Source organism: Maricaulis maris MCS10 (genome assembly GCF_000014745.1).
Lineage (GTDB): Bacteria > Pseudomonadota > Alphaproteobacteria > Caulobacterales > Maricaulaceae > Maricaulis > Maricaulis maris_A.
The window spans coordinates 780,773-804,778 of record NC_008347.1; the positions used below are offsets into that span (position 1 = coordinate 780,773).

Annotated in this window: 24 protein-coding genes; 10 read left to right on the top strand and 14 right to left on the bottom strand. The window is 63.6% G+C overall.

Features of this window, described 5'->3' with window-relative positions; all coding sequences use genetic code 11:
• Positions 1–7: 7 nt before the first annotated feature.
• The 10 genes from flhA to MMAR10_RS03585 form a co-directional block, all read right to left on the bottom strand.
• Entirely contained in the window at positions 8–2,140 is a 2,133-nt protein-coding gene (gene flhA / locus MMAR10_RS03545) for a flagellar biosynthesis protein FlhA (protein WP_011642621.1), read from the bottom strand.
• Between the two features lie 12 nt (positions 2,141–2,152).
• Positions 2,153–3,523 (bottom strand): sigma-54 interaction domain-containing protein, encoded by a 1,371-nt coding sequence (locus tag MMAR10_RS03550; RefSeq protein ID WP_011642622.1) that lies wholly within the window; start codon positions 3,521–3,523, stop codon positions 2,153–2,155.
• A gap of 27 nt (positions 3,524–3,550) precedes the next feature.
• The gene (gene fliN / locus MMAR10_RS03555; RefSeq protein WP_366511510.1) at positions 3,551–3,823 is read right to left on the bottom strand and encodes a flagellar motor switch protein FliN; all 273 of its coding nucleotides are present in this window, start codon (positions 3,821–3,823) and stop codon (positions 3,551–3,553) included.
• Between the two features lie 95 nt (positions 3,824–3,918).
• Positions 3,919–4,572, bottom strand: coding sequence for a FliH/SctL family protein (locus MMAR10_RS15985; RefSeq protein WP_011642624.1), 654 nt, complete (start codon positions 4,570–4,572; stop codon positions 3,919–3,921).
• 12 nt (positions 4,573–4,584) lie between these two features.
• Positions 4,585–5,607, bottom strand: coding sequence for a flagellar motor switch protein FliG (fliG, locus tag MMAR10_RS03565; protein WP_011642625.1), 1,023 nt, complete (start codon positions 5,605–5,607; stop codon positions 4,585–4,587).
• Between the two features lie 8 nt (positions 5,608–5,615).
• Positions 5,616–7,271, bottom strand: coding sequence for a flagellar basal-body MS-ring/collar protein FliF (gene fliF / locus MMAR10_RS03570; protein WP_011642626.1), 1,656 nt, complete (start codon positions 7,269–7,271; stop codon positions 5,616–5,618).
• 232 nt (positions 7,272–7,503) lie between these two features.
• A complete protein-coding gene (locus MMAR10_RS16650; protein ID WP_011642627.1) occupies positions 7,504–7,773 on the bottom strand; it encodes a DUF1153 domain-containing protein in 270 nt (89 codons plus the stop codon).
• A 222-nt stretch (positions 7,774–7,995) separates the two neighbouring features.
• A complete protein-coding gene (locus MMAR10_RS03575) occupies positions 7,996–9,381 on the bottom strand; it encodes a flagellar hook protein FlgE (RefSeq protein ID WP_011642628.1) in 1,386 nt (461 codons plus the stop codon).
• A 102-nt stretch (positions 9,382–9,483) separates the two neighbouring features.
• Positions 9,484–10,149, bottom strand: a complete 666-nt coding sequence (locus MMAR10_RS03580; protein ID WP_011642629.1) for a flagellar hook assembly protein FlgD — start codon at positions 10,147–10,149, stop codon at positions 9,484–9,486.
• A gap of 9 nt (positions 10,150–10,158) precedes the next feature.
• On the bottom strand, positions 10,159–12,084 hold the full coding sequence (locus MMAR10_RS03585) for a flagellar hook-length control protein FliK (RefSeq protein WP_011642630.1): 1,926 nt from the start codon (positions 12,082–12,084) through the stop codon (positions 10,159–10,161).
• A 390-nt stretch (positions 12,085–12,474) separates the two neighbouring features.
• Here MMAR10_RS03585 and MMAR10_RS17025 point away from each other — a divergent pair, with 390 nt between their 5' ends.
• From MMAR10_RS17025 to MMAR10_RS03610, 6 genes are all read left to right on the top strand, one after another.
• Complete coding sequence (locus MMAR10_RS17025; RefSeq protein WP_190273954.1) at positions 12,475–12,636, top strand: hypothetical protein; 162 nt, start codon at positions 12,475–12,477, stop codon at positions 12,634–12,636.
• On the top strand, positions 12,627–14,768 hold the full coding sequence (gene flgK / locus MMAR10_RS03590; RefSeq protein WP_011642631.1) for a flagellar hook-associated protein FlgK: 2,142 nt from the start codon (positions 12,627–12,629) through the stop codon (positions 14,766–14,768). Before MMAR10_RS17025 ends, flgK begins: the two co-directional genes overlap by 10 nt.
• A 15-nt stretch (positions 14,769–14,783) precedes the next feature.
• Complete coding sequence (locus MMAR10_RS03595; protein ID WP_011642632.1) at positions 14,784–15,698, top strand: flagellin; 915 nt, start codon at positions 14,784–14,786, stop codon at positions 15,696–15,698.
• Between the two features lie 54 nt (positions 15,699–15,752).
• The gene (gene mnmA / locus MMAR10_RS03600; RefSeq protein ID WP_011642633.1) at positions 15,753–16,970 is read left to right on the top strand and encodes a tRNA 2-thiouridine(34) synthase MnmA; all 1,218 of its coding nucleotides are present in this window, start codon (positions 15,753–15,755) and stop codon (positions 16,968–16,970) included.
• Positions 16,971–17,773: 803 nt separating this feature from the next.
• Positions 17,774–18,493, top strand: coding sequence for a sel1 repeat family protein (locus tag MMAR10_RS03605; protein ID WP_011642634.1), 720 nt, complete (start codon positions 17,774–17,776; stop codon positions 18,491–18,493).
• 39 nt (positions 18,494–18,532) lie between these two features.
• On the top strand, positions 18,533–19,426 hold the full coding sequence (locus MMAR10_RS03610; RefSeq protein ID WP_011642635.1) for a tetratricopeptide repeat protein: 894 nt from the start codon (positions 18,533–18,535) through the stop codon (positions 19,424–19,426).
• A gap of 15 nt (positions 19,427–19,441) precedes the next feature.
• Here MMAR10_RS03610 and MMAR10_RS15990 read toward each other — a convergent pair whose 3' ends face one another.
• Positions 19,442–19,783 (bottom strand): type II CAAX prenyl endopeptidase Rce1 family protein, encoded by a 342-nt coding sequence (locus MMAR10_RS15990; RefSeq protein WP_190273955.1) that lies wholly within the window; start codon positions 19,781–19,783, stop codon positions 19,442–19,444.
• A gap of 207 nt (positions 19,784–19,990) precedes the next feature.
• On the opposite strand from MMAR10_RS15990, the gene MMAR10_RS03620 reads away from it, so the two are divergent.
• The 3 genes from MMAR10_RS03620 to MMAR10_RS03630 all read left to right on the top strand — a co-directional run bounded on the left by MMAR10_RS03620 (position 19,991) and on the right by MMAR10_RS03630 (position 21,876).
• Positions 19,991–21,178, top strand: a complete 1,188-nt coding sequence (locus MMAR10_RS03620) for a thiolase family protein (protein WP_011642637.1) — start codon at positions 19,991–19,993, stop codon at positions 21,176–21,178.
• Between the two features lie 128 nt (positions 21,179–21,306).
• On the top strand, positions 21,307–21,576 hold the full coding sequence (locus MMAR10_RS03625) for a CopG family ribbon-helix-helix protein (protein WP_011642638.1): 270 nt from the start codon (positions 21,307–21,309) through the stop codon (positions 21,574–21,576).
• 6 nt (positions 21,577–21,582) lie between these two features.
• Complete coding sequence (locus MMAR10_RS03630) at positions 21,583–21,876, top strand: type II toxin-antitoxin system RelE/ParE family toxin (protein WP_011642639.1); 294 nt, start codon at positions 21,583–21,585, stop codon at positions 21,874–21,876.
• A gap of 45 nt (positions 21,877–21,921) precedes the next feature.
• On the opposite strand, the gene MMAR10_RS03635 is transcribed toward MMAR10_RS03630, so the two are convergent.
• Complete coding sequence (locus tag MMAR10_RS03635) at positions 21,922–22,299, bottom strand: hypothetical protein (RefSeq protein WP_011642640.1); 378 nt, start codon at positions 22,297–22,299, stop codon at positions 21,922–21,924.
• Between the two features lie 13 nt (positions 22,300–22,312).
• Entirely contained in the window at positions 22,313–22,693 is a 381-nt protein-coding gene (locus tag MMAR10_RS15995) for a hypothetical protein (protein WP_011642641.1), read from the bottom strand.
• A 45-nt stretch (positions 22,694–22,738) separates the two neighbouring features.
• Between MMAR10_RS15995 and MMAR10_RS03645 the strand changes: the two genes are divergently transcribed.
• Positions 22,739–23,302, top strand: a complete 564-nt coding sequence (locus MMAR10_RS03645; protein WP_011642642.1) for a TetR/AcrR family transcriptional regulator — start codon at positions 22,739–22,741, stop codon at positions 23,300–23,302.
• A gap of 42 nt (positions 23,303–23,344) precedes the next feature.
• Here MMAR10_RS03645 and MMAR10_RS03650 read toward each other — a convergent pair whose 3' ends face one another.
• Positions 23,345–23,824, bottom strand: a complete 480-nt coding sequence (locus MMAR10_RS03650; RefSeq protein WP_011642643.1) for an Lrp/AsnC family transcriptional regulator — start codon at positions 23,822–23,824, stop codon at positions 23,345–23,347.
• Between the last annotated feature and the right edge of the window lie 182 nt (positions 23,825–24,006).

The window sequence follows — 24,006 nt, forward strand, 5'->3', positions numbered from 1 at the left end:
CAGTCGGTCAGCCGACATGGCCCATTGTCTGGAGACGTGCGCTCGGATGGATTTCATTTTGCGACATCACCACGGTCTGCGGGCGAAAACGCTCAACCAGCGAACGCACATACGGACGAATCAGTGGGCTCGTCAGCAGTACAGGCACATGACCCTGAGCTGATGCGGTTTCAAAAGAGTTTCGAATGGCGGCGACAAAATCATGCAGTTTGGACGGAGCCAGGGCGAGCTGGCGACGATCGCCTTCACCGACCAGCGACTCCATGAAGGCCTGCTCCCATTGCGGGCCCATCGCCAGCACCGGCAGGACGCCGTCATGGGCCTTGTTGGCGTGGCAGATCTGGCGCGCGAGGCGGGTGCGGACATGCTCGACAATGGCGTCGAGATTTTGCGTCGTGGCGCTGGCTTCGGCGATGCCCTCGAGGATTGTCGGCAGGTCGCGGATCGAAATGCGCTCCTTGATCAGGGACTGCAACACCCGCTGGATGCCGGCGCGGCTGATCTGGCCCGGTGTGATGTCATCGACCAGCGCCTTGTGTTCCTTGGAGAGCTTGGCGATCAGCTTCTCGACCTCGGCGTAGGAGAGGAGGTCGGCCATGTTCTCGCGCAAGAGTTCGGTCAGGTGGGTGACCAGCACGGCGGCGGGTTCGACGATCGTGTAGCCGCGGAAGGAGGCTTCCTCGCGCAGGCCTTCGTCGATCCAGGTCGCGGGCAGGCCGAAAGTCGGTTCCTTGACGTGGGTTCCCGGCATGTCGATCGGCATGCCGGCCGGATCCATGACCAGCAGCTTGTGCAGCTCAAGGTCGCCGCGACCGGCTTCCAGTTCCTTGATGCGGATCGTGTACTCGTTATTGCCCAGCGCCATGTTGTCGATGATGCGCACGGCCGGGGTGATGAAGCCCATTTCCTCGGCCAGCGAACGGCGAAGGGCGCGGATCTGGTCGGTCAGCTTGCGGCCGTCGACATCATTGATCAGGGGCAAGAGGCCATAGCCCAGCTCGATCTTCAGCTCGTCAATGGCGAGGCTGTCCTCGATCGGCGCTTCGGTTTCAGCCTGGCTTTCCTGCGCTTCGGCTTCCTGTTCGGCCTTGGCGTCCAGCTCGGCCTGCGCCGTTCGTTCGGCGATGTCGCGGTTCATCCAGGCGAGGGCGCCGGCGCCGGCCGACATCAGGGCGAAGGGCACCAGCGGCATGCCGGGCAGCAGGCCGACCATCAGGGCAACGCCGGACACCAGTCCCAGGCCTTGCGGGTTGGCGGTCAGCTGACCGAACAGGGCCTTGTCGGCCTGACCATTGACGCCGGCCTTGGAGACCAGCAGGCCGGCACCGACCGAGATGATCAGGGCGGGGATTTGCGAGACCAGGCCGTCACCGATGGTCAGCGAGGAATAGGCCTGCGCGGCTTCGGCAAAGGGCATGCCCGACTGGACCACGCCGATGATGATGCCGCCGACCAGGTTGATGGCGGTGATCATCAGGCCGGCCATCGCATCGCCGCGCACGAATTTGGAGGCACCATCCATGGCGCCGAAGAAATTGCTCTCGCCTTCCAGCTCGGTGCGGCGCTTGCGGGCATCGTCCTCGGTGATCAGGCCGGCGGAGAGGTCGGCATCGATCGCCATCTGCTTGCCGGGCATGGCATCGAGGGTGAAGCGCGCCGCGACTTCCGCGATCCGGCCGGAACCCTTGGTGATGACAACAAAGTTCACGATCACCAGGATGGCAAAGACAATGATGCCGATGACCACATTGCCCTGCATGACAAAGGAGCCGAAGGCCTCGATGACCTCACCGGCCGCATCCGTGCCTTCATGGCCCTTGGACAGGATCAGGCGGGTCGAGGCGATGTTGAGGCCGAGCCGGAGCAGGGTGGTGATCAGCAACAGGGCCGGAAAGGCCGAAAATTCCAGCGGCTTCTTGATGAAGAGCGCGGTCATCAGGACCAGCACCGACATCGAGATTGAAATGGCCAGGGACATGTCCAGCAGGAAGCTGGGCATGGGCAGCATCAGCATCACCAGGATGGCGAGAATGCCGACAGCCAACGCCACATCACCGCGCAGTGTGCGGTTCAGGAAGGCGCGGATGTCAAATCCACCGGTCGCGGGCGCGGCGGTCGGAGAGGCTGAGGTATCGGCCACGGTTCAGTCCAATCAGGCTACGGAAACACCCTGGGCGGGTTGGTTGGGCGCGGGAATGTCCAGGCCCTGGTCCGAATAGAGTTTCAGCTTGTTGCGCAGCGTGCGGATCGAGATGCCGAGAATGTTGGCGGCATGGGTCCGGTTGCCGAAGCAATGATCGAGCGTGTTCAGGATCAGGTCCTGTTCGACTTCGGCGACGGTACGGCCGATCATGTCGGCCTGCACGGATTGCGCGGCATCAGCGGCCTGGCGGACCACATTGCTGCCCGAGCCGGTGAAGGCGGAGCCGTCCGGCATGCGGATCGCCTCCGGCGTGATGTCGCGGCCGGTGGCCAGCAGCACCGCGCGGTGCATGGCATTTTCCAGTTCGCGGACATTGCCTGTCCATTCACGGGCCAGCAGCGAGGTGCGGGCGGCGTCGGAGATCGGGCGGACATCGACAGCATTGGCGGCCGAGTATTTCTTCACGAAATGCTCGGACAGGGCGACGATGTCGGCCGGGCGCTCGCGCAATGGCGGCAGGGCCAGATTGACCACATTCAGGCGGAACAACAGGTCTTCGCGGAAGCTGCCATCGGCGACGGCCTTGCGCAGGTCGCGGTTCGAGGTCGCGAGGATGCGGATATTGACCTTGACCGGCTTGGTGCCGCCGACCCGGTCGATTTCACGTTCCTGGATGGCACGCAGCAACTTGGCCTGCAGGCGGACATCCATTTCCGAGATCTCGTCGAGCAGCAGCGTACCGCCATCGGCCTCTTCAAACTTGCCGACGCGGCGGGCGATGGCGCCGGTAAAGGCGCCCTTCTCGTGACCGAAGAGTTCCGATTCCAGCAGGTTTTCCGGGATAGCGGCACAGTTGACGGAGATGAAGGGAGCCTGGGCGCGCTTGGACTTGGTGTGGACATAGCGGGCCATGACTTCCTTGCCGGAGCCACTTTCACCGGTGATCAGGACGGAGGCATCGGAGCCGGCGATGCGATCGGCGAGGTGGATGACGGCCTGCATGGACGGGTCGCGGGCAATCATCGGGCGTTCGTCGTCGGCAATCGCGGCCAGGACGGCAGCAATCAGGTCGGCATCCGGCGGCATCGGGATGAATTCCTTGGCCCCGGCCCGGATGGCCGCTGCCGCCGCTTCGGGACGGACATTGACGCCGCAGGCAACGACCGGAACGGAGATCCGCTCGGCGTCATTCGCTGCGATCAGGGACTGCACGTCCAGGTGCAGGTCGACCATCAACAGGTCGGCGCCGCGCCCGGCCCGCAAATGGGCGGTGGCTTGCTCGATCGTGTCCACGTGCGAGACTTTCGCGCCGCGGTCGAGGGCGATCTTGGTGGCGGTATGAAGTTGCCCGCCCAGGCTGCCGACTATCAAAATTCGCATGATGTGCTCCGTCCTCTCCGCTGGGCCTTAGCCCGCGTCCCCGTCCTTGATGATTTCCGTCATGGTGACGCCCAGTCGGTCGTCGACCACCACGACTTCGCCGCGCGCGACGAGCCGGTTGTTCACATAGATGTCGATCGCTTCGCCGATCTTGCGGTCCAGCTCGACCACCGACCCGGAGGTCAGCTTGAGCAGTGAGTTCACGTCGATATGAGCCTTGCCGAGGACCGCGGAGATGTTGACGGGAACGTCGAAGACCGGCGCCAGGTCGGCGGCGCTCTTTTCTTCCTCGTCCATCATCTGCTGGCCGCGCTGCGGCGCTTCGACCGGCACCTGAGTGCCGTCATCGCCCAGATCGGGAAGGTCGAGATTGTCGTCAGCCATGTCAGGCCTCCTTAAGCCGCGCTTGCACTGGCGGAGTGGTCGCCGGGCGCGTCAGATTGGGTTTCCTCGTCGCTTGGCGGCGAAGCCAGCCAGCGTGCGACGACATCATTCAGTCGGGTTTCGATTTCATCGGCGCTGCGCTGGACGGCACCGGCACCCCATTCCAGGCGGACATCGGCACCGGGCAGGGCGTCATCGCCGCGCACCATGATGGCACCGTCAAACCCGGCATCGCGGGCGGTCTTCTCGAGCCGTTCGGCCAGGGCTTCAACCAGTTCCGGGTTGCAGCGCACTGACAGGCGCGGCTCCGACCGCAAATCCTTCACCGCTTCCAGTGCCACCTGTTCGATGGTGTCGATCGGGTAGGCGGCGAGTGCCTCGCCGGCAATCTTGCGGGCGGCGGCGATGGCGAGACCGGCGGCTTCCTGGCGCAGGCCATCGGATTCGGCAGCGAGGCGCGACAGGATGAGCTGCATTTGCGAGGCGATGGCCTGCAGCGACTGCGCGCAGCGACCCTCTTCCATCTCACGGCCTTCCTCGACACCCCACATGCGTGCGGCGTCGACATCATCCTGGGTGAAGAAGCGCTTGTAGCTCTCCCCCTCGCGCAGGATCTGACCGTCATGGTCGAACTCTGTATCGAAATCGAATTTGATCGGATTCATCGTTCAACCTCCCTAGTAGATGAGTTCATCGTCGGCACCGCCATCGGCCAGCATGATCTCGCCCTTGGCGGCGAGATCCTTGGCCATGGCAACGATTGATTGTTGTGCCTGGTCGACGTCTTTCAGGCGCACCGGCCCGAGAGATGCCATGTCCTCGCGCATGATCTTGGCGGCGCGTTCGGACATGTTGGAGAAGAAGAGATCGCGCAGGCTGTCGGACGCGCCCTTCATGGCGAGGCCCATCTGGTCCTTGTCGATCGAGCGCATCAGCGTCTGTATGCCGCCCGGGTCCAGCTTGGACAGGTCTTCGAAAACAAACATCAAGGAGCGGATCTTCTCGGCGCTCTCGCGGTTGCGTTCTTCCAGGGCCGCCAGGAAGCGGTTCTCGGTCTGGCGGTCGAAATTGTTGAAGATCGAGGCCATCATCTCGTGGCTGTCATGCTTGGAGGTGCGCGCGAGGTTCGACATGAACTCGGTGCGCAGCGTCTCTTCGATGCGATCCAGGATCTCGCGCTGAACGGGCTCCATGCGCAGCATCCGGGTGACCACTTCCAGGGCGAAATCCTCGGGCAGGGCACCCAGCACGCGGCTGGCATGCTCCGGCTTCACCTTGGACAGGACCACGGCGACGGTCTGCGGATATTCATTCTTGAGATAGTTGGCGAGCACGACCTCGTTCACATTGCCCAGCTTGTCCCACATGGTCCGGCCGGCGGGTCCGCGCAGCTCTTCCATGATCGACTCGACCTTCTCGCCGGGCAGGAAGGAGCCGAGCAGACGCTGGGTCGCTTCGAAGGAACCCATCAGGGAGCCGGTCGAGGACATCTGACCGACGAAGTCGACGATCAGCTTTTCGACAGCCGAGGACGTCACTGTGCCCAGATTGGACATGGCCTGGGAGACTTCACGGATCTCCTCCTCGTCCAGGTGCTGCCACATGCTCTCGCCCTCATCACCCAGGGCGAGCAGCATGACCGCGGCCTTTTCAGGGCCGGTCAGGCGGGTCGGATCTTCGATGGCGCGCTTTTCAGCCATGTTCGGGCTCAGCTCTCGTGCAGCCAGGTCCGGAGGATCGAGATCGATTCTTCCGGATGGGATTCAACGATATTGGCGACTTTCTTCAGCGACGACGCTTTCACCTGGCCATCGATCTTCTCGATGTCGATGGAGTCCTCGCGCCCGCCCGCGCCACCGGCCGACGGCAGGGCGACGGGACGATTGGGCTGGCTTGGCAGGGCAGTGGGAGCCGGGGCCCCGGCAACTGCGCCATCCATGCCGGCGCCAGCCAGGGCGAGGCCCTGTGGCATGGCCATGCCGCTCGCGCCTTTGACCAGCGGACGGGCGACCAGGAAGATGATCAGCAACGCCGTGACAAACATGACGCCGATCTCGGCAGCCCGCATGATGTCGCTCTTCGAGAAGGACATGCCACTTGCAGCGGCCGTTCCCAGCAGCGGGTCGGTGCGGGCGAATTCGATCTGGCTGACGGTCAGCAGATCCTGGCGGACACCCGGCTCACTGACAAAACCCATGGCAGAGCGGACCAATGCTTCGATGCGGTCGATCTCGGACTGCGGCCGTTCACGCCAGGTAACCGTGCCGTCCTCGGCTGTTTCCAGTACGCCATCGACAGCGACGGCAACCGACAGGCGATTGATGGCGCCGGCCTCGATGATCTCGGTGCGGGTGGTCGAGGAAATCTCGTAATTGACCCGCTCGCTCGTGCTCTCGCGATTGGAGCGGCTGCCCGACCCTTCAGCCCCCGCGCCGTCACCGGCATCCGGCAGGTTTTCCGATGCCGAGACGCGGTTCTGATTGGCGCCGTCCTGATCGTTGGAGAGGTCTTCGCCGCGTTCACGAGAGCGGATAACGGCCCCATTCGGGTCATAGGTTTCAGAGCTTTGCGTGATGCTCTGGCGGTCCAGCTCGGCATTGACCTGGACCCGGGCCGCGCCGGCGCCGACGACACCTTCGACGATATCGAGAATATTCTGGCGCAGCTGGGCTTCGATCTCACCGCGGCGTTCATCCATGATCATCGACCCGGCCGACTGGCCATCCGACCCGCTGGCCAGCTGGCGACCGCGATCATCGGCAATCGAGACGCCGGTCGGCGCGATCCCGGAGGAGGAAGCGACGATATTGCGAATCACCCGGACCTGCTCGGAGTTCAGGCGACCGGCGGTCGAGATGGTGACGGCGGCGGTCGGCGACTGCTGGTCGCGCGAAAACAGGCGGCGCTCGGGCAGGTTCAGGTGGACGCGGGCGGAATTGACATAGTTGAGGGACTGGATTGTCCGCGCCAACTCGCCTTCCGTGGCGCGCTTGGCATTGAGGTTCTGGACGAAGCTGTTCTGGCCGAAGCTGTCCTGGCGGTCGAAGATTTCATAGCCGACCGACGCGCCGCTGAGCGGGCCGTTCGAGGCCACCCGCACGCGCGCTTCATCAACCTGGTCACGGTTGACATAGATGGCCGTCCCGCCTTCGCGGATTTCATAGGGGATGTTCGCCTGGTCCAGCAGTTGCGAGGTCGCGACTGCTTCCGACGGGTCCAGCCCGGAATAGAGCAGGGACTGGCTGGCACCGCCCATCGCGCCGGAAAAATACATGAGCGCGGCGGCAACACCGACGGCCAGACCGAAGATCGCGGTCAGCCGCCCGGCCCCGAAAGCCCTGAACTGTTCAAAAAGCGCGTTCACCTGGAATTCCCTGCCTCAGAGTTTGCGCTTCATCAGCGAAGCACTGGGCAGAATTTTCCTACCTGTCGGGTAAACGAGACTTTAAGACGCTTGCATACGTGATGAGTGGCGCCCGATTAACCAATCAGGGCACGCAATCTTTCTGCAGCGTCAGCCGGCAATCCATCGCTGGCGCGCGAGAACGACGACCGAGGGGGCGCGGTCGCCGTTCATCATGCGCTAGTAGGGGGAGCTAGCGGTATTGTTGAATTCGCGTCGTGCGAAGTCCGGCCAGGCCATGCCGGTCGATCGAGCGTTGCCAACCGAGGAACTCTTCGACCGTCAGCGAATATCGCTGACACGCCTGTTCAAGAGTGAGTAGACCACCCCGTACCGCGGCGACGACTTCAGCCTTGCGCCGAACCACCCAACGCTGGGTGCTCGGGTTGGGCAGGTCACCAAGTGTCAGCGGGCTACCATCCGGTCCAATGACATAATTTTCTTTTTTAAGGCGCGGTTGCATGTCCGATCCCCGTTCTTTTTTTGTTTGTAGGATCAACCTACACGCAGCCCTTTAACATCGCCCTAAACTGCTGGGTAAATTTACATTTAATGGGGTCGGTAAAATCCCGCTCTAAATGTTCCGATCAGGCTCATTTCCCGGTCATATAATATGGGCATCCGGTCAAAAAAAATGGGCCCCGCCAAATGGCAGGGCCCAGTTCAAGAAGCGGTTGGGTGATGGTTAGCGCTTCATTCGGATGGCTTCGTCGAGCATTTCATCAGCGGTGGTGATGATCTTCGACGAGGCAGAGTAGGCCCTCTGTGTGGTGATCAGGCTGGTGAATTCATTGGCGAGATCGACATTCGAGCTTTCCAGCGTCGAGGCAGCGATCTGGCCGGACGAACCCAGTCCCGGCGGGTTGAGCGTGTAGGCACCCGATTCCGGCGTCACTGTGAAGGTACCGCCCGACTGGGCTTCCAGGCCATCCGGATTGACGAAGGTCGCGACCGGGATCTGGTAGATTTTGCGGACGATGCCATTGTTGAACTTGGCGAAGACGAAGCCGTCATCATCAACATCGACGCTCGAGAAGTTACCGAAAGCCGATCCGTTCACATTGGTCGAGAGCAGGGCCGACGGGCTGTCATACTGCGTGAAGCCGCCCGGTGCGTTGGGCGAGCCGAAGTCCAGGGCGATTGACTGGGCATCGATGCCGGTTGCGGCCGCCCACTGGAATTCTGTGGCACCGAGCGCGGCGGCATTGGTCGATGACAGGAAGTCGAGCTGGGTCGGCAGCGTGGTATTGGCGCTGTCAATACGGCCCTGGGCGTCAAAGGCGACCGTACCCGTCAGCATCTGGCCGTCGACCAGGCCAGCCCCGGTCGTGAGATCGGTGGCGGGGACCATGTGGACTTCAGCGTGCCACTGGTTTGGCGTCGAGCTCTTGAGCATCGAGATGGTCAGGGTGCGGACACCGCCGACACTGTCATAGAACGGGATCGAGCGCTGGAAGTCCGGCGTGACCGTGCCCGACGACATGTTGGTGGCGGAAGCAGTCGCATCATAGGTGGCCTCGTCGGCCGAGATCGCCTGGCTTTGCTGCAGGTTGGCATTGATGCCCATGATCGTTGTCGCTTCAGCAGCGCCACCGATCGAGGACAGGTTGATGGTTTCGAGCGCGTTGAGGTCGGACGGGTTTTGCGGCACGGAACCGTCAGCCGCGACCGGCCAGCCAGACAGGTACTTGCCGGCGTCATTGCGCAGATAGCCATTCGTGTCCGGCGTGAAGCGGCCGGCACGGGTGAAGGAGACCGGATCGGACGAATTGACGTTGGCATCGTCGCGGACCACGAAGAAGCCGCGGCCGGAGATGGCCAGGTCGGTTGGCGAGGAGCCGGCCGTCAGCAGGCCGCTCTCACCGATGGCAAGACGGGCAACCGAATTCACACCGGCAGCGGAGTAGCCCTTGGTCGAGCTATCGCTGTCATAGAGCGGCGTGAAGACGGCCGAGGCGCGCTTGTAGCCCACCGTGTTGACGTTCGCGATATTGTCCGAAATCGAGGCGAGGGCGTTCGAGTTCGAGATCAGGCCGGATGCGCCGGCCAAAAGCGCTGAATTGATACTCATGATGCGTGCTCCTGGCGTTTTGGTTGGTTTTATGGAGCTTTCTGCTGGTCAGGTTGGCCGGTACGCCATTCTGGCGGTCCGGATCAGGCCGGCGGCCTGGCATTAGGTGGTATTGGCGTCCTTGATGGACATGACAGAGGAAAGCGGGACGCGAATGCCGCCCATTTCCACGATGACTTCGGACCCGGACAGGTCGACACCGGTAACCTGGGCGGCGGCGCGAATGGTGACAGGCAGATCGTCGCCATCGGCATTCTGGGCGATGATTTCCATCGAGTAGACGCCGTCATCGAGGGCCGCGCCTCCATCACCCAGGCCATCCCAGGTGAAATCGTGCGTGCCGGCGGTGGTTTCGCCGTCGCGACGGGCAACGATGCGATCATCCTCATCGCGGATGATGATCGAAGAAGTCGTTGCCTCTTCCGGCACATTGTACTCCCAGCTGGCCTCGCCATTGGCCAGCATGGCCTGCGGCGTGAGCGCAGTTGCGACGCGACCGATATAGCTGACCGATGCACTCTGGGCGGCGGCCGACTGAAGCAGCAGCAGGTTTTCCAGGTTCTGGTTCTGGGCGATCTGCTGCTCGACGCTCGAGAAGTCGACCAGCTGGTTGACGAACTGGGTCGAGTCCAAGGGGTTGAGCGGATCCTGGTTTTTCATCTGCTCGGTGAGCAGTGTCAGGAACATCTCGAAATTGTCGGCCAGGCCGGTCTGCGAATTCGCGAGAGACGGGCTGGTGGCACCGAGGCCGGAGACTGCATCTACCATATCGTGCTCCTAGACCTGCAAGTCGACGCCGGTGCGCCCGGACAGCAGGAAGCCGTAGGCTGAGCGCGGACGGGAGGACAATTCATCCTCTGCGCGCTGGGCCAGTTCATTGGTCTGGGTGAAGATCGGAAGAGCCTCGCCCTTGTCGCGACCCTCGTCGTCAGCCGGGTTCTGCCCGTCATTCATCTGGAAGCTCAGCCCGTTCTCATCGAGTTCAAGGCCGGCCTCCGCCAGTGAGCGTTCGAGGTCGCGCGCCGAACGTTGCAACTCGTTGAGGGTTTCGGGGCGCTCGACGGTCAGTACCGCGTGGACCCGGTTGTCGGCGCGCAATTCGATCCGCACATCGACCTTGCCCAATTCGGCGGGGTCTAGCCGGATGTCAAAGACACGGTTGCCGTTGGCGACCTGCTTGGTGATCTGGCCCGCCAGCTGTGTCGTGGTGTGCGGCGTGAAGCGTTGCATCTGGCTGCCGCTTCGATCGGCAGCCAGGCGACCCTCCATGCGTGACTGATTGAAGTCGGCCTCGGCCTGGACCGCCGCATCGAGCGCTGCGCCGTCCAGCCTGGCGGTCTGCTGCGCCTGGGCGTCGCCCAGGGCCACAGGCAGCGGTGTGATCGGTGAACCGGATTGGGCAGCCGTCGGCAGGGCGTCCTTGGTTGCAGCCAGGGCGGCTGCCGGATCGCTGACTGTGGCGGTCGGGGTCGATGAATTCGAGGGCGCGCTGCCGGATGTTGCCGGGCTTGTGACACTGCTGCTCGACCGGGGCGAGCCTTGCGTGCCCGGATTCGGGCGTGCGGCAAGGCTGCTGGCCGTCTGCAGAGCGGGTGTGTCGGCGCCGCGCTGGCGCAATGGTGTCAGATCGGCGGCATCGCCGGGGCCGCGAACCGTGTCGGCAACGGTGGTCGTTGCCGCGGGAGCCGCGGCATTGCCACTTGCCGATGACGCCGCAGTAGCGGTCGCGGGCTTGGCCTCGACCGGCCCTGCTTTGGGCAGCCCGTCTCTTGGTGGAGCCGCCGGTTGAGCAGTCACTGGCGCTGCCATGGCTGCTGTATTTGTGGTGACCGTATTCGTGGCCGTATTCGTCACAGTGGCGCTGCTCGTGGCAGTGCTGGTCGCGACGTCAGCCGGGGCGGGCTGAGCGGCAGTTGTTGGTGTCGCGCCAGCGGCTTGAACCGGAGTGCGGACGGCCGCCTCGATCGGTTGACCGGTAGAGGCGCCAGCCGCGCTGCCGGAGCTGGCTGTGCCAGCTGCGGTCGCGATCGGTGGCGTTGTAGCAGTGGCACCATTGGCCGTCGGAGCGGTCGCCGCCGGATGGGTCTGTGCAGCGGGAGTTGACGCTGCGGGCGATGGTGTAGTCGGGCCCGGCTTTGCCAGGATGTCTTCGGAGACCGGCTTGCCCGCTGCGACGCGCTTGTCGGTAGCAGCGGTCGCCGCCGACGGCGTCGGGTTGGCCGGAGTGATCGCGTCCTGGACCTGTACGCGGGACTTGCTGCCGGTCGGGGCAATCGGTGCCACTGGCGTAACGGGAATGATGTCTTCGACCAACAGGTCGCCGTCGGCCAGGGCCGTGTCATCGGTCAGACCGGGTATGGCGGCCGATGGGGCGAAAGCATTGCTCGTGGATTCGAGCGCCGGGACGACACCCGCTGCATTGACGGGACCTGCCGCATTGACGGGGGCTGTGGCGCCAGGTGCGCTCGCATCCAGCGGCAGGGGAGAAATATTTGTCACAGCCGCACTGCGGACCGTCGCCGCCCCTGACGCAGCAGACTGGGCCTGATTGGCGTTCACCATGAGTGCGAAGGCAGAGGACGCCGCCGTCACGGCTCCGACCGGCTGGTTTCCACTGGCCGTCCCCGGCACGGGTTGCGCCAAAGCGCCGCCGGCACCGCCAGGGTTGGTCAGCAAATTCGCAGGGGTCAGATTCGGCGACATGGACACTCTTCAACTGCGGCAAGGCACACATAATGCCTCGTTTCAACAACGGGATCGCAAAGGCTGTGCCAATCGCAATTGCCATCAAGATGCTGATTTTATGTGTTAATTTGCGGGTAATACCTTGCGCTGGGCAGGAATATCCGGCCTTGCTTGCCGCCGGTGGGCGCTATTTGCCGGGTGACCCGACCCGCTGGTCTCGTGACGTCCAGCCGAAGGGCCGGCTGACCGTGTTGCCGCGCGTGAGCTCACGCGCGTGCAGGCCCGCGAGGCGGATCCAGACGGCTTCGCTCGGGATTGGCACCAGGGCGTCTGCGCGACTGGCCCGGCGCTTGCGATGGTTAAGGCACGCCCCGGCAGGTGCAGCCGGGACAGGAAGTTGGAAAGCACATGAAAAAGCAAATGAAGGCAGAAGGTTACGGCATGGAATGCCCTGCGGAGGCGCCCCTCGGGATGATCGCCTCGCTGGGCAAGGCTTGCCGCTTTGACGGCAGAATCCGCCGGGACCGCCTCGATTTTGCCGCCTGTGCAGGGAGCCTCACATGTCGTTGAGCGGTATTCTCGGCAACGCCCTTTCGGGTTTGCAGGCCAGCCAGGCCGGATTGCGGGCGTCCTCCAACAACGTCGCCAACGTCAACACGCCCGGCTATGCCCGGACCATTGCCAGTGTCGAGGCGCGCAATGTCGGTGGCGTCGCCATGGGCGTGCAGGTCAACGGCATTGTCCGCATCGTTGATCGACACCTCCAGCTGACATCCCTGCGCAGCATTTCCGATGCCAGTGTTACCCAGACCAATGCCACGGCGCTGGACCGCCTGCAGTCGCAATTCGGCAATCTCGATGACAGCGGCTCGATTTTCGCCCGTCTCAATGCGTCGTTCACCGGACTCTCCCAGGCCAGTGTTGATCCGACCCTGTCGGTTGCGCGCCTGTCGGCAGCAGCCGATCTCGACAGCTTTTTCACCGAGGCCGAGCGCCTGTCCGGCGAAATCCGCACGCAGCGGCAAGAGGCCGACTCCCAGATCAATGCGACGCTGCAGCGGTCCAATGAGATCCTGCGCGAGCTGTTTGATCTCAACGCCAGTGTGCAGAGCGTCGCATCGAGTGGTGGCGACAGTTCGGGGGCGGAAAACCGGGTGTCCGAACTGCTCGACGAATTGTCGCAACACATGGATGTCCGCGCCGATTTCCAGGGCAATGGCCGTGTCGTGCTGCGCACCACCGACGGTGTGCTGCTGCTCGACAACTATCCGGCCAACCTCACCTACAAGGTTTCCGGTTCCGGTTCCTACGGGGTGGAGTATGGCAAGATTTACGCGGAATCGCCCAATGGCGGTAATCCGCAGGAACTCGACAGCCACATCACCTCGGGGTCGCTACGGGCCTTGATCGACCTGCGTGACCATACGCTGCCGGATGTCGCCGAAGAACTGGCCGAAATGACCGCCGGCGCCGCTGACGCACTCAATGCGGCCCACAACAACTCCGCCGCCTATCCGGCCCCGCAGACCCTGACCGGTCGCAATACCGGGCTGGAAAGCACGGACTCCCACAATTTCACGGGCGCCACCACCCTGGCTGTCGCTGACAGCACGGGCCAGCTGGTGCGGCGCATCGACGTCGATTTCGACGCCGCCACCTATTCGGTGGATGGCGGAGCGGCGGTCGCCTTTGCCGGCACGGTTGGCGATCTCGCGGCGGCTCTGAATACCGCCCTGGCGGGGGTCGGCTCGGCGAGCTTTGCCAATGGGGTGCTGTCCGTGTCGGCCAGCTCCGCCAATAATGGCGTCGCCTTCCTGCAGGATGAAGTGTCACCGTCCGACCGGGGCGGGCGGGGCCTGTCGCACTTCTTCGGCCTGAATGATCTCGTGCGTTCCGACAAGCCGGGCTTCTTCGAGATCGGCATGTCAGCCGCAGAGCCCCACAATTTCACCACCGGCACGTCGCTCTCCTTCCGGGTCGACACGGTGAACGGCAAGACTGCCGGGAGCTACACGATCCCGATGGTCACGGGCGGTTCTGTCGGCGACATCATCACGGCGCTCAATGATACGACCAGTGGCGTGGGCCGCTACGTCACCTTTGCGCTGGATAGCGATGGCCAGCTCGATTACACGGCCAATCCCGGATACGAGGGTTTTGAGCTGGCGCTGACGGGCGATGACACCTCTCGTGGCACGAGCGGGGTCTCCTTTTCCGACCTGTTCGGCATTGGGCTGGATGCCCGGGCCTCACGCGCTGAAGGGTTCGCCGTCGATACCAAAATCCGGGCCGACTCATCACGTCTCGCACTGGGCAAGCTCGACATCGACGCCGCGACCGTGGTCGGTGATTACGTGCTGTCTTCCGGTGACAATCGCGGCGGCTCTGCCCTGCAGGCAGCCCTGTCGACGCCGCGTGCCTTTGATGCCGCCGGTTCGCTGGCCACCTCGACCGCCAGCCTGGGCGACTACACCGCCCGGATTGCCGGCACGATCGGTTCGCGCGCGGCCCGCGCCGAGAGCGAGGCCGCTTCGGCGGCGACGCTGCAGGCAACAGCCGCCCAGAAACGGGCCGATGTCGAGGGGGTCAGCCTCGACGAGGAACTGGCAGCGATGACGCTCTACCAGCAATCCTACAATGCCGCCGCGCGCATGCTGCAGGCGGCCAAGGAAATGACCGATACCCTGATGGGCATCGTCTAGGAGGTAATTCGAATCATGACCCGTGTTTCCACCTTCGCCGCCAACCAGAGCGCCCTGATGGACCTGATGAAGGCCCAGAAGGCGGTGTTCGACGCGCAGAAACAATTGACCACCGGCAAACTCGCCACCGACCTCAAGGGCGTCGGTCACCAGGCCGAGACCCTGTCCGCCACCCGCGCCGCCCTGCAGCGCGCCGATGCCTATGAGGAGGCCGCGATCCGCACCGAGGCCCGGCTCGAGAGCCAGGATGTTGCGATGGGGCGGATGGCCGATGCGATCACCGACCTGCGCCTCGCCGTGACCTCGAAGGATGGCGATTACACGATGCATCAGGTCCGCGAGGCCTTCAATGCGATCGCCAACTCGCTCAATACCCAGCACGCCGGCACCTATGTGTTCGGTGGTACGCGCACCGATACGCCGCCCGTTTCGACCAATGATCTCAACGATCTGGTCGCGATGGGCTCGGCATCCGAGGCCTTCGTCAACAATGATCGCCGTCCGCAGGTCCAGCTCGACCAGAATCTGACCATCGAGACCGGCATGCTGGCCAGTGATGTCGGCGGTGAGGTGTTTGACAGCTTCAAGCGCATCGCCGATTTCGACGCCGGTGCGAACGGACCTTTCGGCAGACCGCTCAGCGCGGCCCAGGAAACCTTCCTCAATGGCGAGATCCAGAACGTCATCACGGCGCTGGACAATATCTACACCAAGATCGGTGAGAATGGTGCTGCCCAGGCGAATGTCGAAACGGTCAAGAATTCGCACAGCGACCGTCAGGTCTTCCTGCAGCAGATGCTGTCTGACCTCGAGGATGTCGACATGGCCGAAGCCGCCACCCGCTTCCAGGCTGCCCAGACAGCCCTCGACGTCTCCGCCAAGACCTTCTCCTCGCTCAGCCAGGTTTCCCTGCTGAACTTCCTGAGGTAATAGGCGTCATCTTCAACCGTTTGCTGCGGGCCTTGACCCCGCTGGAGGCGATAAATGACGACCGACCTTACCGGCCGCGCTCGTGCGCAGGCCGATGATCTCATTTCACGTTTGGGACTCGCCGGCGATCCGCTGGGGCTGGGTGGCAATCCCGGTGACCATCGCGTCGTGGTGGCCATGTCCGGCGGTGTCGACAGCTCGGTGACCGCGGCGCTGCTGCATCATCTCGGCTATGACGTCGTCGGCGTGACGCTGCAGCTCTATGATCACGGCGCCGCCATGGCCAAGAAGGGCGCCTGTTGTGCCGGCCAGGACATTTACGACGCCAAGCGCGTCGCCGAGGCCTGCGGCTTTCGCCATTATGTGCTCGATTATGAAAGCCGCTTCCGCGAGGCGGTGATCGAGGAGTTTGCCGACACCTATCTGGCCGGCTTCACGCCCATCCCCTGCGTGCGCTGCAACCAGACCGTCAAATTCGCCGACCTTCTGACCACCGCCCGCCAATTGGGCGCGGTGTGCATGGCGACGGGGCACTACATCCAGCGCGTCGACGGGCCCAATGGGGCAGAGCTCCGCCGCGCCGCCGATGCCGGCAAGGACCAGTCCTATTTCCTGTTCGCGACCACGCATGACCAGCTCGACTTCCTGCGCTTTCCACTGGGTCATCTGAACAAGGACCAGACGCGGGAACTGGCCGAGGCCTTCGGGCTCATCGTCGCCGACAAGCCGGACAGCCAGGACATCTGCTTCGTGCCCAATGGCCGCTATGTCGACATTGTCGAGAAAGTCCGCCCCGGCGCCTCGCGTCCCGGCGAGATCGTGCATGTCGATGGCCGGGTTCTGGGCACACATGAGGGCGTGATCCGCTACACGGTCGGCCAGCGCCGCGGCCTCAAGATCGCCGTCGGTGATCCGCTCTATGTGGTCCGTCTCGATGCCGCCAAGGCCGAAGTGGTCGTCGGCCCGCGCGAAGCGCTGGAAATCGACACGATCGCCCTCAAGGACATCAACTGGCTGGGCGATGAGGCCCCGCTGGACGGCGCACCCGTGCGGGTGAAGGTCCGCTCCACCCGCCCGCCGGTTCCCGCCGCCCTGTCGGTCGACGGCGATGATATCCGCGTGGTGCTTGCCAGGGGCGAGGAAGGCGTGGCGCCGGGCCAGGCTTGCGTCTTCTATTCGTCTGATGACGAGGACCGGGTGCTGGGCGGTGGCTGGATCACCAGCACCAGCGGCGGGAGTGGTGGTTCGAGCGGGGTTCGGTTGATCGGCTGAGGACGGCGTCGCGGACGCTTTTTCTCGACGAACTTCCATTTGTCATCCCGGGCGGGAGCGTTGTGGACCCCACCGCCGGCGCTCCCCCTTTTCATTTTTCCCGGAGGCGCGCAGCGCCATCCGGGACCGACGGGAGACTCATCGCTTGCCGGACGGGTTCGTAGGTCCCGGCTCTCCGCCCCGCTTTTGCGGGGCTGCGGCCGGGAAAAATGGGTTTGGGTTTGCGGCGGCGGGGGCAGAAGAGCGACGCTTATCCCCGCCGTGCACCACCTTCCTTCTCCCTTGGGAGAAGGTGCGCGTAGCGCGGATGAGGGGGGATGCTCCCTGTTTTTACCGGGGTTTACCCCTCACCCCGGCCCTCTCCCAAGGGAGAGGGAAAACGTGCTCTGCCAGAAAAAACCCTAAAACTTATCCTCCCCCCTTATCCGCCATGGGACACTGCCCTCGGTTTTCGGGACGGGAGGCGCGAGCTCAGTCACTTGTGCCCGGAAGCGAGCGGAGCCTGTCCGCGCGTTGGATGTGACATTCCAAAGCTCCGGCAGGGCGTGCGACCAGGTCGCGGGGCACTAAACGACCGACCCCATCTACCTGACGCATTGGAATCGGGGGCGAGAGCGTCCGGGAAATCTCCGAGAACGGGATGTTGGCGATGTCACGTTTTTCAAATCAAACCGGTTGACGGCATTGGCCGGCATCCCGTTCCCCTCCCACCCAAACGCCAGGCGATGTCGCCGTGGCGATGCGGGTGCTTGCCCGTGATGGCAGGCGCCGACTATCCTGATCCTTAAACCCGGCGAGGCCTGATGCGTATTTTCCTGATCCTTTTCTTCAGCGTCGTGCTGGCCCCGATGGCCCGGGCGCAACCGGAGAGCCCCGATCCGGCGCCCTTTATTGCTGCCTGCGAAGCGGGTGACGGGTTTTCCTGTCTTTACGCCTATGGCGTCCAGCAGCGCGCCGACAGTCGTTTCTGGCTGACCGATGAGGGCGTGGCCCTGTTTGTGCGCGGTTGCGAGGTCGGGTCGGACCGGGCCTGCTGGGTGTTCGAGCGCATCAACACGCCGAACCCGTATGGGCCGATCCGTTATGACCGCGCGCGCTATCTGCCCATCGCCCTGTCAGGCTGTGAACGCGGCAGTTCGATGGCGTGCTGGCAGGCGGCGGGCTTTTTCGAGGATGGCAGTGTGGCCGATCGCGAGCGCGGCGAGGCGCTGGCCCGCCAGTCCTGCGAGGCCGGCTTTTCCGATGGCTGTGCCCGGCAGGCCGATCTGCTGGCCTCGCTGGACCGCAATGCACTGGAGGCCTCACGGGCGGCCTGCTACGGCAATCGTGTCGGCCGGATGCGCAAGCTGGGTGATTGCCAAGTGGTGTGCGCCGAGGGCGACGGGACGGCGTGCTACGAGCTGGCCCTGATGTATCACCGCGGCCGCGACGGCGCCCAGACCATGCGCCGCGATGCCGGACAGGCGCGCGAGCTGTTCGCGCGGGCTTGCGAGCTGGGTGAAGAGGCGGCGTGCGGGCGTTAGGTCGCGGCGATTTTTGGCACTCCAGCTTCAGGAGCATGCATGCGCAAATTGATCGTCATACTGCCGCTGCTGCTGGCCGCGACTGGCCTGTCCGGCGCCGGCTGGGCAGGGCAGCCGGATCGCGCGCTGATTGACGCTTGCACTGACGATGGCAGCGCCGGCAATGACGCCCCGGAATGCGCCGCAGCCTGCGACAAGGGACACGCGGATTCTTGCACCCGTTTTGCGTACGGGCGGGCCCGGAATCGCACAGAGAGCGGTGAATTTGTGCTGCCAAGGGCCGAACTCCTGTCCGAACTTTCGCAGGCGTGTGAGATGGGCAGTGCGACGGCTTGCAGGATATTGCTCGACAGGTCCCATGAGCGCGCGGGTCCGCCCGTGTTCATTCGGGGAGACGGTGGTGCGCAGACCCTTTCGTTAACGATCGAGGCCTGGTGGCCCCGGTTTGACGACACCGAGATTGTGCGATTGGTCGAGCGGGTGTGCGAACTGGACCCGACCCAGTGTAGCCAAGTGTCGAGATATCACACAAACCGGGTGCTTCTTCCCCGCAACTATCACCTGGCGCGCCAACTGTTGCTCAGCGGATGTGAGCGTGGAAGTGGCGAAGCCTGTTTCAACCTGTCTCATACCTATTATCACCGGCTGGCGGTGCCGGGGCGCGACCTCGATCCTGTCCTTGCCGTGCGCTATTTACGCTTGGGGTGCGTCCTTTTTGAGCCGCGATCCTGTTTGCGACTGGCCATCCATCTGGAACAAGGCCTGGGTGTGGACCCTGATCCCGAGGCTGCGGCCGACTTGCGCCTATTGACGTGTTTTCGGCCCGAACCTGACTATTGCAGCAATCTGGCCCACTTGGTGACGGATGGGTCTGAGGTTGAAATGTCAGCTGATGATATGAGGCAGGTCGTCGAAAGCCTCGAAAATGATTGATGACGTGGGCGGCTTTCAAACCGGAACCGTCAGCCCCTTCCATTCCACCACAACCAGCCAGTGCATCATCACCGGCGGCCAGATTGAGCCACTGTTCCGGTAGGCGATCGTGCAGGCGAGGCCGAGGGCGGCGGTGATGGCGAGGAAGCCGGGTTCCAGGAAGAGGGCTTGTGCCATTGGCAGGCCGAGCCAGACCTGGACCGGGTGCCAGAGCACGAAGGCGGCCATGGCGAGGATGGCCCGAATCCGGCCCCGGCGCCCGGCCAGTCCGACCCGGAAAACCATCTCCTCGGTCAGGGCCGGGACGAGGATCGCCAGTGCTGCTACCGCTAACAACTCGATCGGGTCGTCGGTCACTGAAAAGTTGAACAGGTATTCAACTTTGTTTATGGCGAGGGTTGCGGCGATGAATAAGGTAAATATTAGAATGGATTGCCACCAAATCGACAATCCCGGCCAGGTCCGTACGGCGCGTTTCGCATCTGCGAAATAACTTGACGCTGTGCCGCATAATTCGATCATGCGCGCCAGACTAACCAAGAATGATCCCAGAGGAGAGATGAAATGAGTGCAGTGGACGATCCCATCGTCATCGTCGGCATGGCCCGCACCCCGATGGGTGGCCTGCTCGGTGAGCTCGCACCCCTGTCCGCCAATGAGCTCGGCGCCATTGCCGTCAAGGCAGCGATGGAAGAGGCCGGTATCGCCGGTGACGACATCGACCAGGTCCTGATGGGCAATGTGCTGATGGCCGGTCAGGGCCAGGCGCCGGGTCGCCAGGCGGCGATCAAGGCCGGCCTGCCCAAATCGGTGGAAGCCACGACGCTCAACAAGATGTGCGGATCGGGCATGCAGGCGGCCATCATGGGGCGAGCCTCGATCGCCTCGGGCGATGCCGACATCATCATCGCCGGCGGCATGGAATCCATGACCAATGCGCCGCACATGCTGCCCACCCATCGCGGCGGCTTCAAATACGGCCACGACACCATCAAGGACCACATGGCCCAGGATGGTCTCGAGGACGCCTATGAGAAGAAGCCGATGGGTGTCTATGCCGACATGATCGCGGAGGAGCACCAATTCACCCGCGAGCAGCAGGACGCCTACGCGCTTGAAACCCTGGCCCGCGCCCAGCGCGCCACCAAGGATGGTGATTTCAAACGCGAGATCACCCCGGTCACGATCAAGACCCGCAAGGGCGAAACGGTCGTCGACACGGACGAGCTGCCGCGCAAGGCGATGCCGGAGAAGATCCCCTCCCTGCGCCCGGCCTTTTCCAAGGACGGCACGGTGACCGCGGCCAATGCCTCGGCCATTTCAGACGGCGCTGCAGCGCTGATCATGATGCGCCTTTCCGAAGCGGAGCGTCGTGGCTTGAAGCCGATCGCCAAGATCGTCGCCACTGCGGCCCACGCCCATGAGCCGGCCTATTTCACCACCGCGCCGGTGCCTGCCATGCGCAAGGTCGTCGAGCGCGCCGGATGGCAGATCGGCGATGTCGACCTGTGGGAAATCAACGAGGCCTTCGCGGTCGTCCCGATGATCGCGATGAAGGAGCTGGGCATTTCCCACGACATCATCAACGTCAATGGCGGCGCCTGCGCCCTGGGTCACCCGATAGGCGCCTCCGGTGCCCGCATCATGGTCACCCTGCTCGCCGCGCTGGAAAAATCCGGCAAGACCAAGGGCGTCGCCTCGCTGTGTATCGGCGGCGGTGAAGCCACGGCGGTTGCTGTCGAGCGGATGTAGGCCTTGCCGTACAGACTGGCATGAAGAGGGCGCGGCCAATGGCTGCGCCCTTTCTCGTTCAGCGCCGCAGATTGCCAATCTGATTTGTAGTGATTAAGTATCAGTCAAGTTGATTGGAAGTGATCACCATGAGCGCTGCAACGCGAGTCATCACGGCGCATGTGCCGACCGGTCTGGCCGAAAAGGTGGATGCCATGGCGGCGCGGCTTGATCGCTCGCGCGGATGGGTGATGAAGCAGGCGCTAGCCGCCTGGGTCGACCAAGAAGAGGAGCGTCATAGGCTGACGCTTGAAGCGCTCGCGGACGTCGATGCCGGCCGTGTGGTCGATCACGGGGCCATGCTGGCCTGGGTCGACAGTCTGGGAACCGACGCGCCCTTGCCGCCGCCTGTCGAATAAAATCGCATGAAGATTGAATGGACCGCCAGGGCCAGCGGTGACCTCGCGAGGCTCTTCGATTTTCTGGAACCTGTGGCTCCGGATGCGGCGGTCCGGGTAGTCCAGGAAATCGCGCGAGCCCCGAACCGCCTGCTCTATCATCCTCGTATTGGCGAGAAACTGGACGTTTATGAGCCGCGCGAAGTTCGCCGTATCATCATCGGTCACTACGAGATGCGGTATGAGATTGCCGCCGGCACCCTTTTCATCCTGCGGGTCTGGCATAGCCGCGAGGATCGCGATTTTGGTCCGGAGGCCTGACGCAGTTTGAGCGCAGCTGATGGCAAAGGGGTGTTTTGGGCGGTTTCACGACGCCCTCATCCAGGCCTCCAACCCGGTCAGGCCGGCGATCGGCAGGAAAGCGAGCCAGGCCGGATGCTTCGCCCGGCTCAGGACAAGGGCCGCGACGCCGCTCACGGCAAAGACAGCGCTGATGATCCACAGCAGCGGGACATGATCCGGAAGCGGCGCGCGGTGGATGACGACCAGCATGGCCGCAATTCCCCACCAGGTCAGCGTGGTGATGTGCCAGGCCGTGCGGATCAGGGCGCGCACATACCAGGACCCGTGACCCAGGCTCGGCAGGTCGGGCCGCTTGAACAAAGGCCGGACCAGGCGGATCTCCCCGGCGATGGAGTGAAAGAGGCCGACCAGCACGGTCAGCACGGCGGCTATAATCAGCATGTACCCGCTCCGCTCAGACAGGATTGGCAAAGAGGGCCGCGATACCCAGCGCCCCGGTCAGGGCGAACAGGCTGGTCGAGGGCAGGCGCAGCGGCGGCATCCCGGCCTTGATCGCGATGGCGGCGCTCAGTGCTGACAGGCACAGGGCCAAAGGTCCCAGCAAATAGGGAAAGGCGGCGAAACGGGCGTCGAGCGCCGTCGCCGCGAAGGCCAAGGCCATGGCGGCCAGCAGGACCGTGGTGATGTGCCAGCAATAATAGTTCAGCCACTTGCTGGCCGGCGGCAGGTGGGTGTCTGCCAGCAGCGGCCGGGCAACGACCTGGCCGCCGGCAAAGGTGTGGATGAGGAAGGTGATGAGGGCGCTCAGGCTTGCCAGGGCGGCGAGAATGTTCATGATCGACTCGTTGTGAAATTTATGTTCTAGAAAAAATGTTCTATTATGGGTCGACCGTCAAGCTTTCTCGATGAAACTGTCTTTGCCGCTGTGGCCAATTGCCTGGTCGAGCAGGGCGAGGTGCGCCTGCAGGCCGTCACCGCGACGGCCGGCGTGTCGACCGGATCGATCTATCACCGCTTCGGCTCACGCGAGGGGCTGATGGCCGCCGCCTGGCTGGACGCGGTGGAGGCGTTTCAGGAAAGATTTCTTGTGGCGTTGGCGGCCGGGTCAAGAGAGGCAGGGGTGGCTGCGGCGCTTGCCACGCCCGCCTTCTGTCGCGAGGACGTGGCCCGGGCCCTGATCCTGACCACGGGGCGGCGTTCGGAAATGATGTCCGACAAGGCGCCGCCGGAGATGCAGGCCCGGCTCGATCAGCTCAATGGGCAGGCGAGGGCGGGGCTGGAAGCCTTCGCCCGTGACCTGGAAGTGCCGCTCGAGCGTGTCCGTCTGGCCCTGATCGGCATCCCGCTGGGAGCCGTCCGCCTTTACCTGCCCGAAAAGGCGGTCCCCGAGAGCGTGGATGCTGATATCAGAATGGCCGTCAGTGCCTTGCTGGCGGCGCGTTGACGCGGCCGCCCATGCTGCACTGGCGAAACCATTGGTCGTCCGTCAGCCGTCGATATGGCCGAGTGGCAGGCCACGGCCTTCCTTGACATTGCGGATCTGGACCGAAGTGCGGAAGTCACCGACCACGTCCAGCGGGATCATGCGTTCCTGCATGAACTCGTTATAGGCGTCGATGTCCGGGGTGACGATCTTGAGCAGATAGTCATAGGGGCCGGTCATGGTGCAGGCCTCGGTGATTTCCTGGAAGGTCTGGATGGCCTTCTCGAACTTCTCGTAATTGGCCTTGCGGGCCGGCTGGATCTTGATCTCCAGATAGGCCGTGAACATCAAGCCGATCATGCGCCGGTCGAGCTGAATCGAGCGGCGTTTGATGATACCCTCGGTCTCGAGGCGACGGATCCGGCGCCAGCAGGGCGAGGGGGTCAGGCCGACGATTTCGGCGATATCGGCGACGGAACGGCCCGCATCAGCCTGCAGGGCTTCGAGAATGCGTACATCAATCGTGTCCAGGGTGACGGTCATTATTTCCTCAAATCATCGTTTCGCAGGAAATTAATTCAAGTTTCCGCACTTGCGAACCCCGAAATGGCACCGCATTGCTATGCTGGACAAGACCCGCTCTTGCGCGCTAGACGCCTGTCGCGGATCTGCATCACGCGGAGACGCCCGTTTAGGCACGTTTTGCCGAAGTTTTCAGCGAGAGC

Excerpts from the sequence above, each read along its gene's own strand:
- MMAR10_RS15995 (WP_011642641.1), bottom strand. The coding sequence starts at position 22,693 with ATGAACATTCTCGCCGCCCTGGCAAGCCTGAGCGCCCTCATCACCTTC.
- MMAR10_RS16650 (WP_011642627.1), bottom strand. The coding sequence starts at position 7,773 with ATGCAACCGCGCCTTAAAAAAGAAAATTATGTCATTGGACCGGATGGT.
- MMAR10_RS03550 (WP_011642622.1), bottom strand. The coding sequence starts at position 3,523 with ATGCGAATTTTGATAGTCGGCAGCCTGGGCGGGCAACTTCATACCGCC.
- MMAR10_RS03585 (WP_011642630.1), bottom strand. The coding sequence starts at position 12,084 with ATGTCGCCGAATCTGACCCCTGCGAATTTGCTGACCAACCCTGGCGGT.
- fliN (WP_366511510.1), bottom strand. The coding sequence starts at position 3,823 with ATGATGGACGAGGAAGAAAAGAGCGCCGCCGACCTGGCGCCGGTCTTC.
- MMAR10_RS03625 (WP_011642638.1), top strand. The coding sequence starts at position 21,307 with ATGAGCGCTGCAACGCGAGTCATCACGGCGCATGTGCCGACCGGTCTG.
- MMAR10_RS03630 (WP_011642639.1), top strand. The coding sequence starts at position 21,583 with ATGAAGATTGAATGGACCGCCAGGGCCAGCGGTGACCTCGCGAGGCTC.
- MMAR10_RS03620 (WP_011642637.1), top strand. The coding sequence starts at position 19,991 with ATGAGTGCAGTGGACGATCCCATCGTCATCGTCGGCATGGCCCGCACC.
- MMAR10_RS03575 (WP_011642628.1), bottom strand. The coding sequence starts at position 9,381 with ATGAGTATCAATTCAGCGCTTTTGGCCGGCGCATCCGGCCTGATCTCG.
- MMAR10_RS03635 (WP_011642640.1), bottom strand. The coding sequence starts at position 22,299 with ATGCTGATTATAGCCGCCGTGCTGACCGTGCTGGTCGGCCTCTTTCAC.
- MMAR10_RS03580 (WP_011642629.1), bottom strand. The coding sequence starts at position 10,149 with ATGGTAGATGCAGTCTCCGGCCTCGGTGCCACCAGCCCGTCTCTCGCG.
- MMAR10_RS17025 (WP_190273954.1), top strand. The coding sequence starts at position 12,475 with ATGAAAAAGCAAATGAAGGCAGAAGGTTACGGCATGGAATGCCCTGCG.
- MMAR10_RS03605 (WP_011642634.1), top strand. The coding sequence starts at position 17,774 with ATGCGTATTTTCCTGATCCTTTTCTTCAGCGTCGTGCTGGCCCCGATG.
- flgK (WP_011642631.1), top strand. The coding sequence starts at position 12,627 with ATGTCGTTGAGCGGTATTCTCGGCAACGCCCTTTCGGGTTTGCAGGCC.
- mnmA (WP_011642633.1), top strand. The coding sequence starts at position 15,753 with ATGACGACCGACCTTACCGGCCGCGCTCGTGCGCAGGCCGATGATCTC.
- MMAR10_RS15985 (WP_011642624.1), bottom strand. The coding sequence starts at position 4,572 with ATGAATCCGATCAAATTCGATTTCGATACAGAGTTCGACCATGACGGT.
- MMAR10_RS03610 (WP_011642635.1), top strand. The coding sequence starts at position 18,533 with ATGCGCAAATTGATCGTCATACTGCCGCTGCTGCTGGCCGCGACTGGC.
- MMAR10_RS03595 (WP_011642632.1), top strand. The coding sequence starts at position 14,784 with ATGACCCGTGTTTCCACCTTCGCCGCCAACCAGAGCGCCCTGATGGAC.
- MMAR10_RS03645 (WP_011642642.1), top strand. The coding sequence starts at position 22,739 with ATGGGTCGACCGTCAAGCTTTCTCGATGAAACTGTCTTTGCCGCTGTG.
- fliG (WP_011642625.1), bottom strand. The coding sequence starts at position 5,607 with ATGGCTGAAAAGCGCGCCATCGAAGATCCGACCCGCCTGACCGGCCCT.
- MMAR10_RS03650 (WP_011642643.1), bottom strand. The coding sequence starts at position 23,824 with ATGACCGTCACCCTGGACACGATTGATGTACGCATTCTCGAAGCCCTG.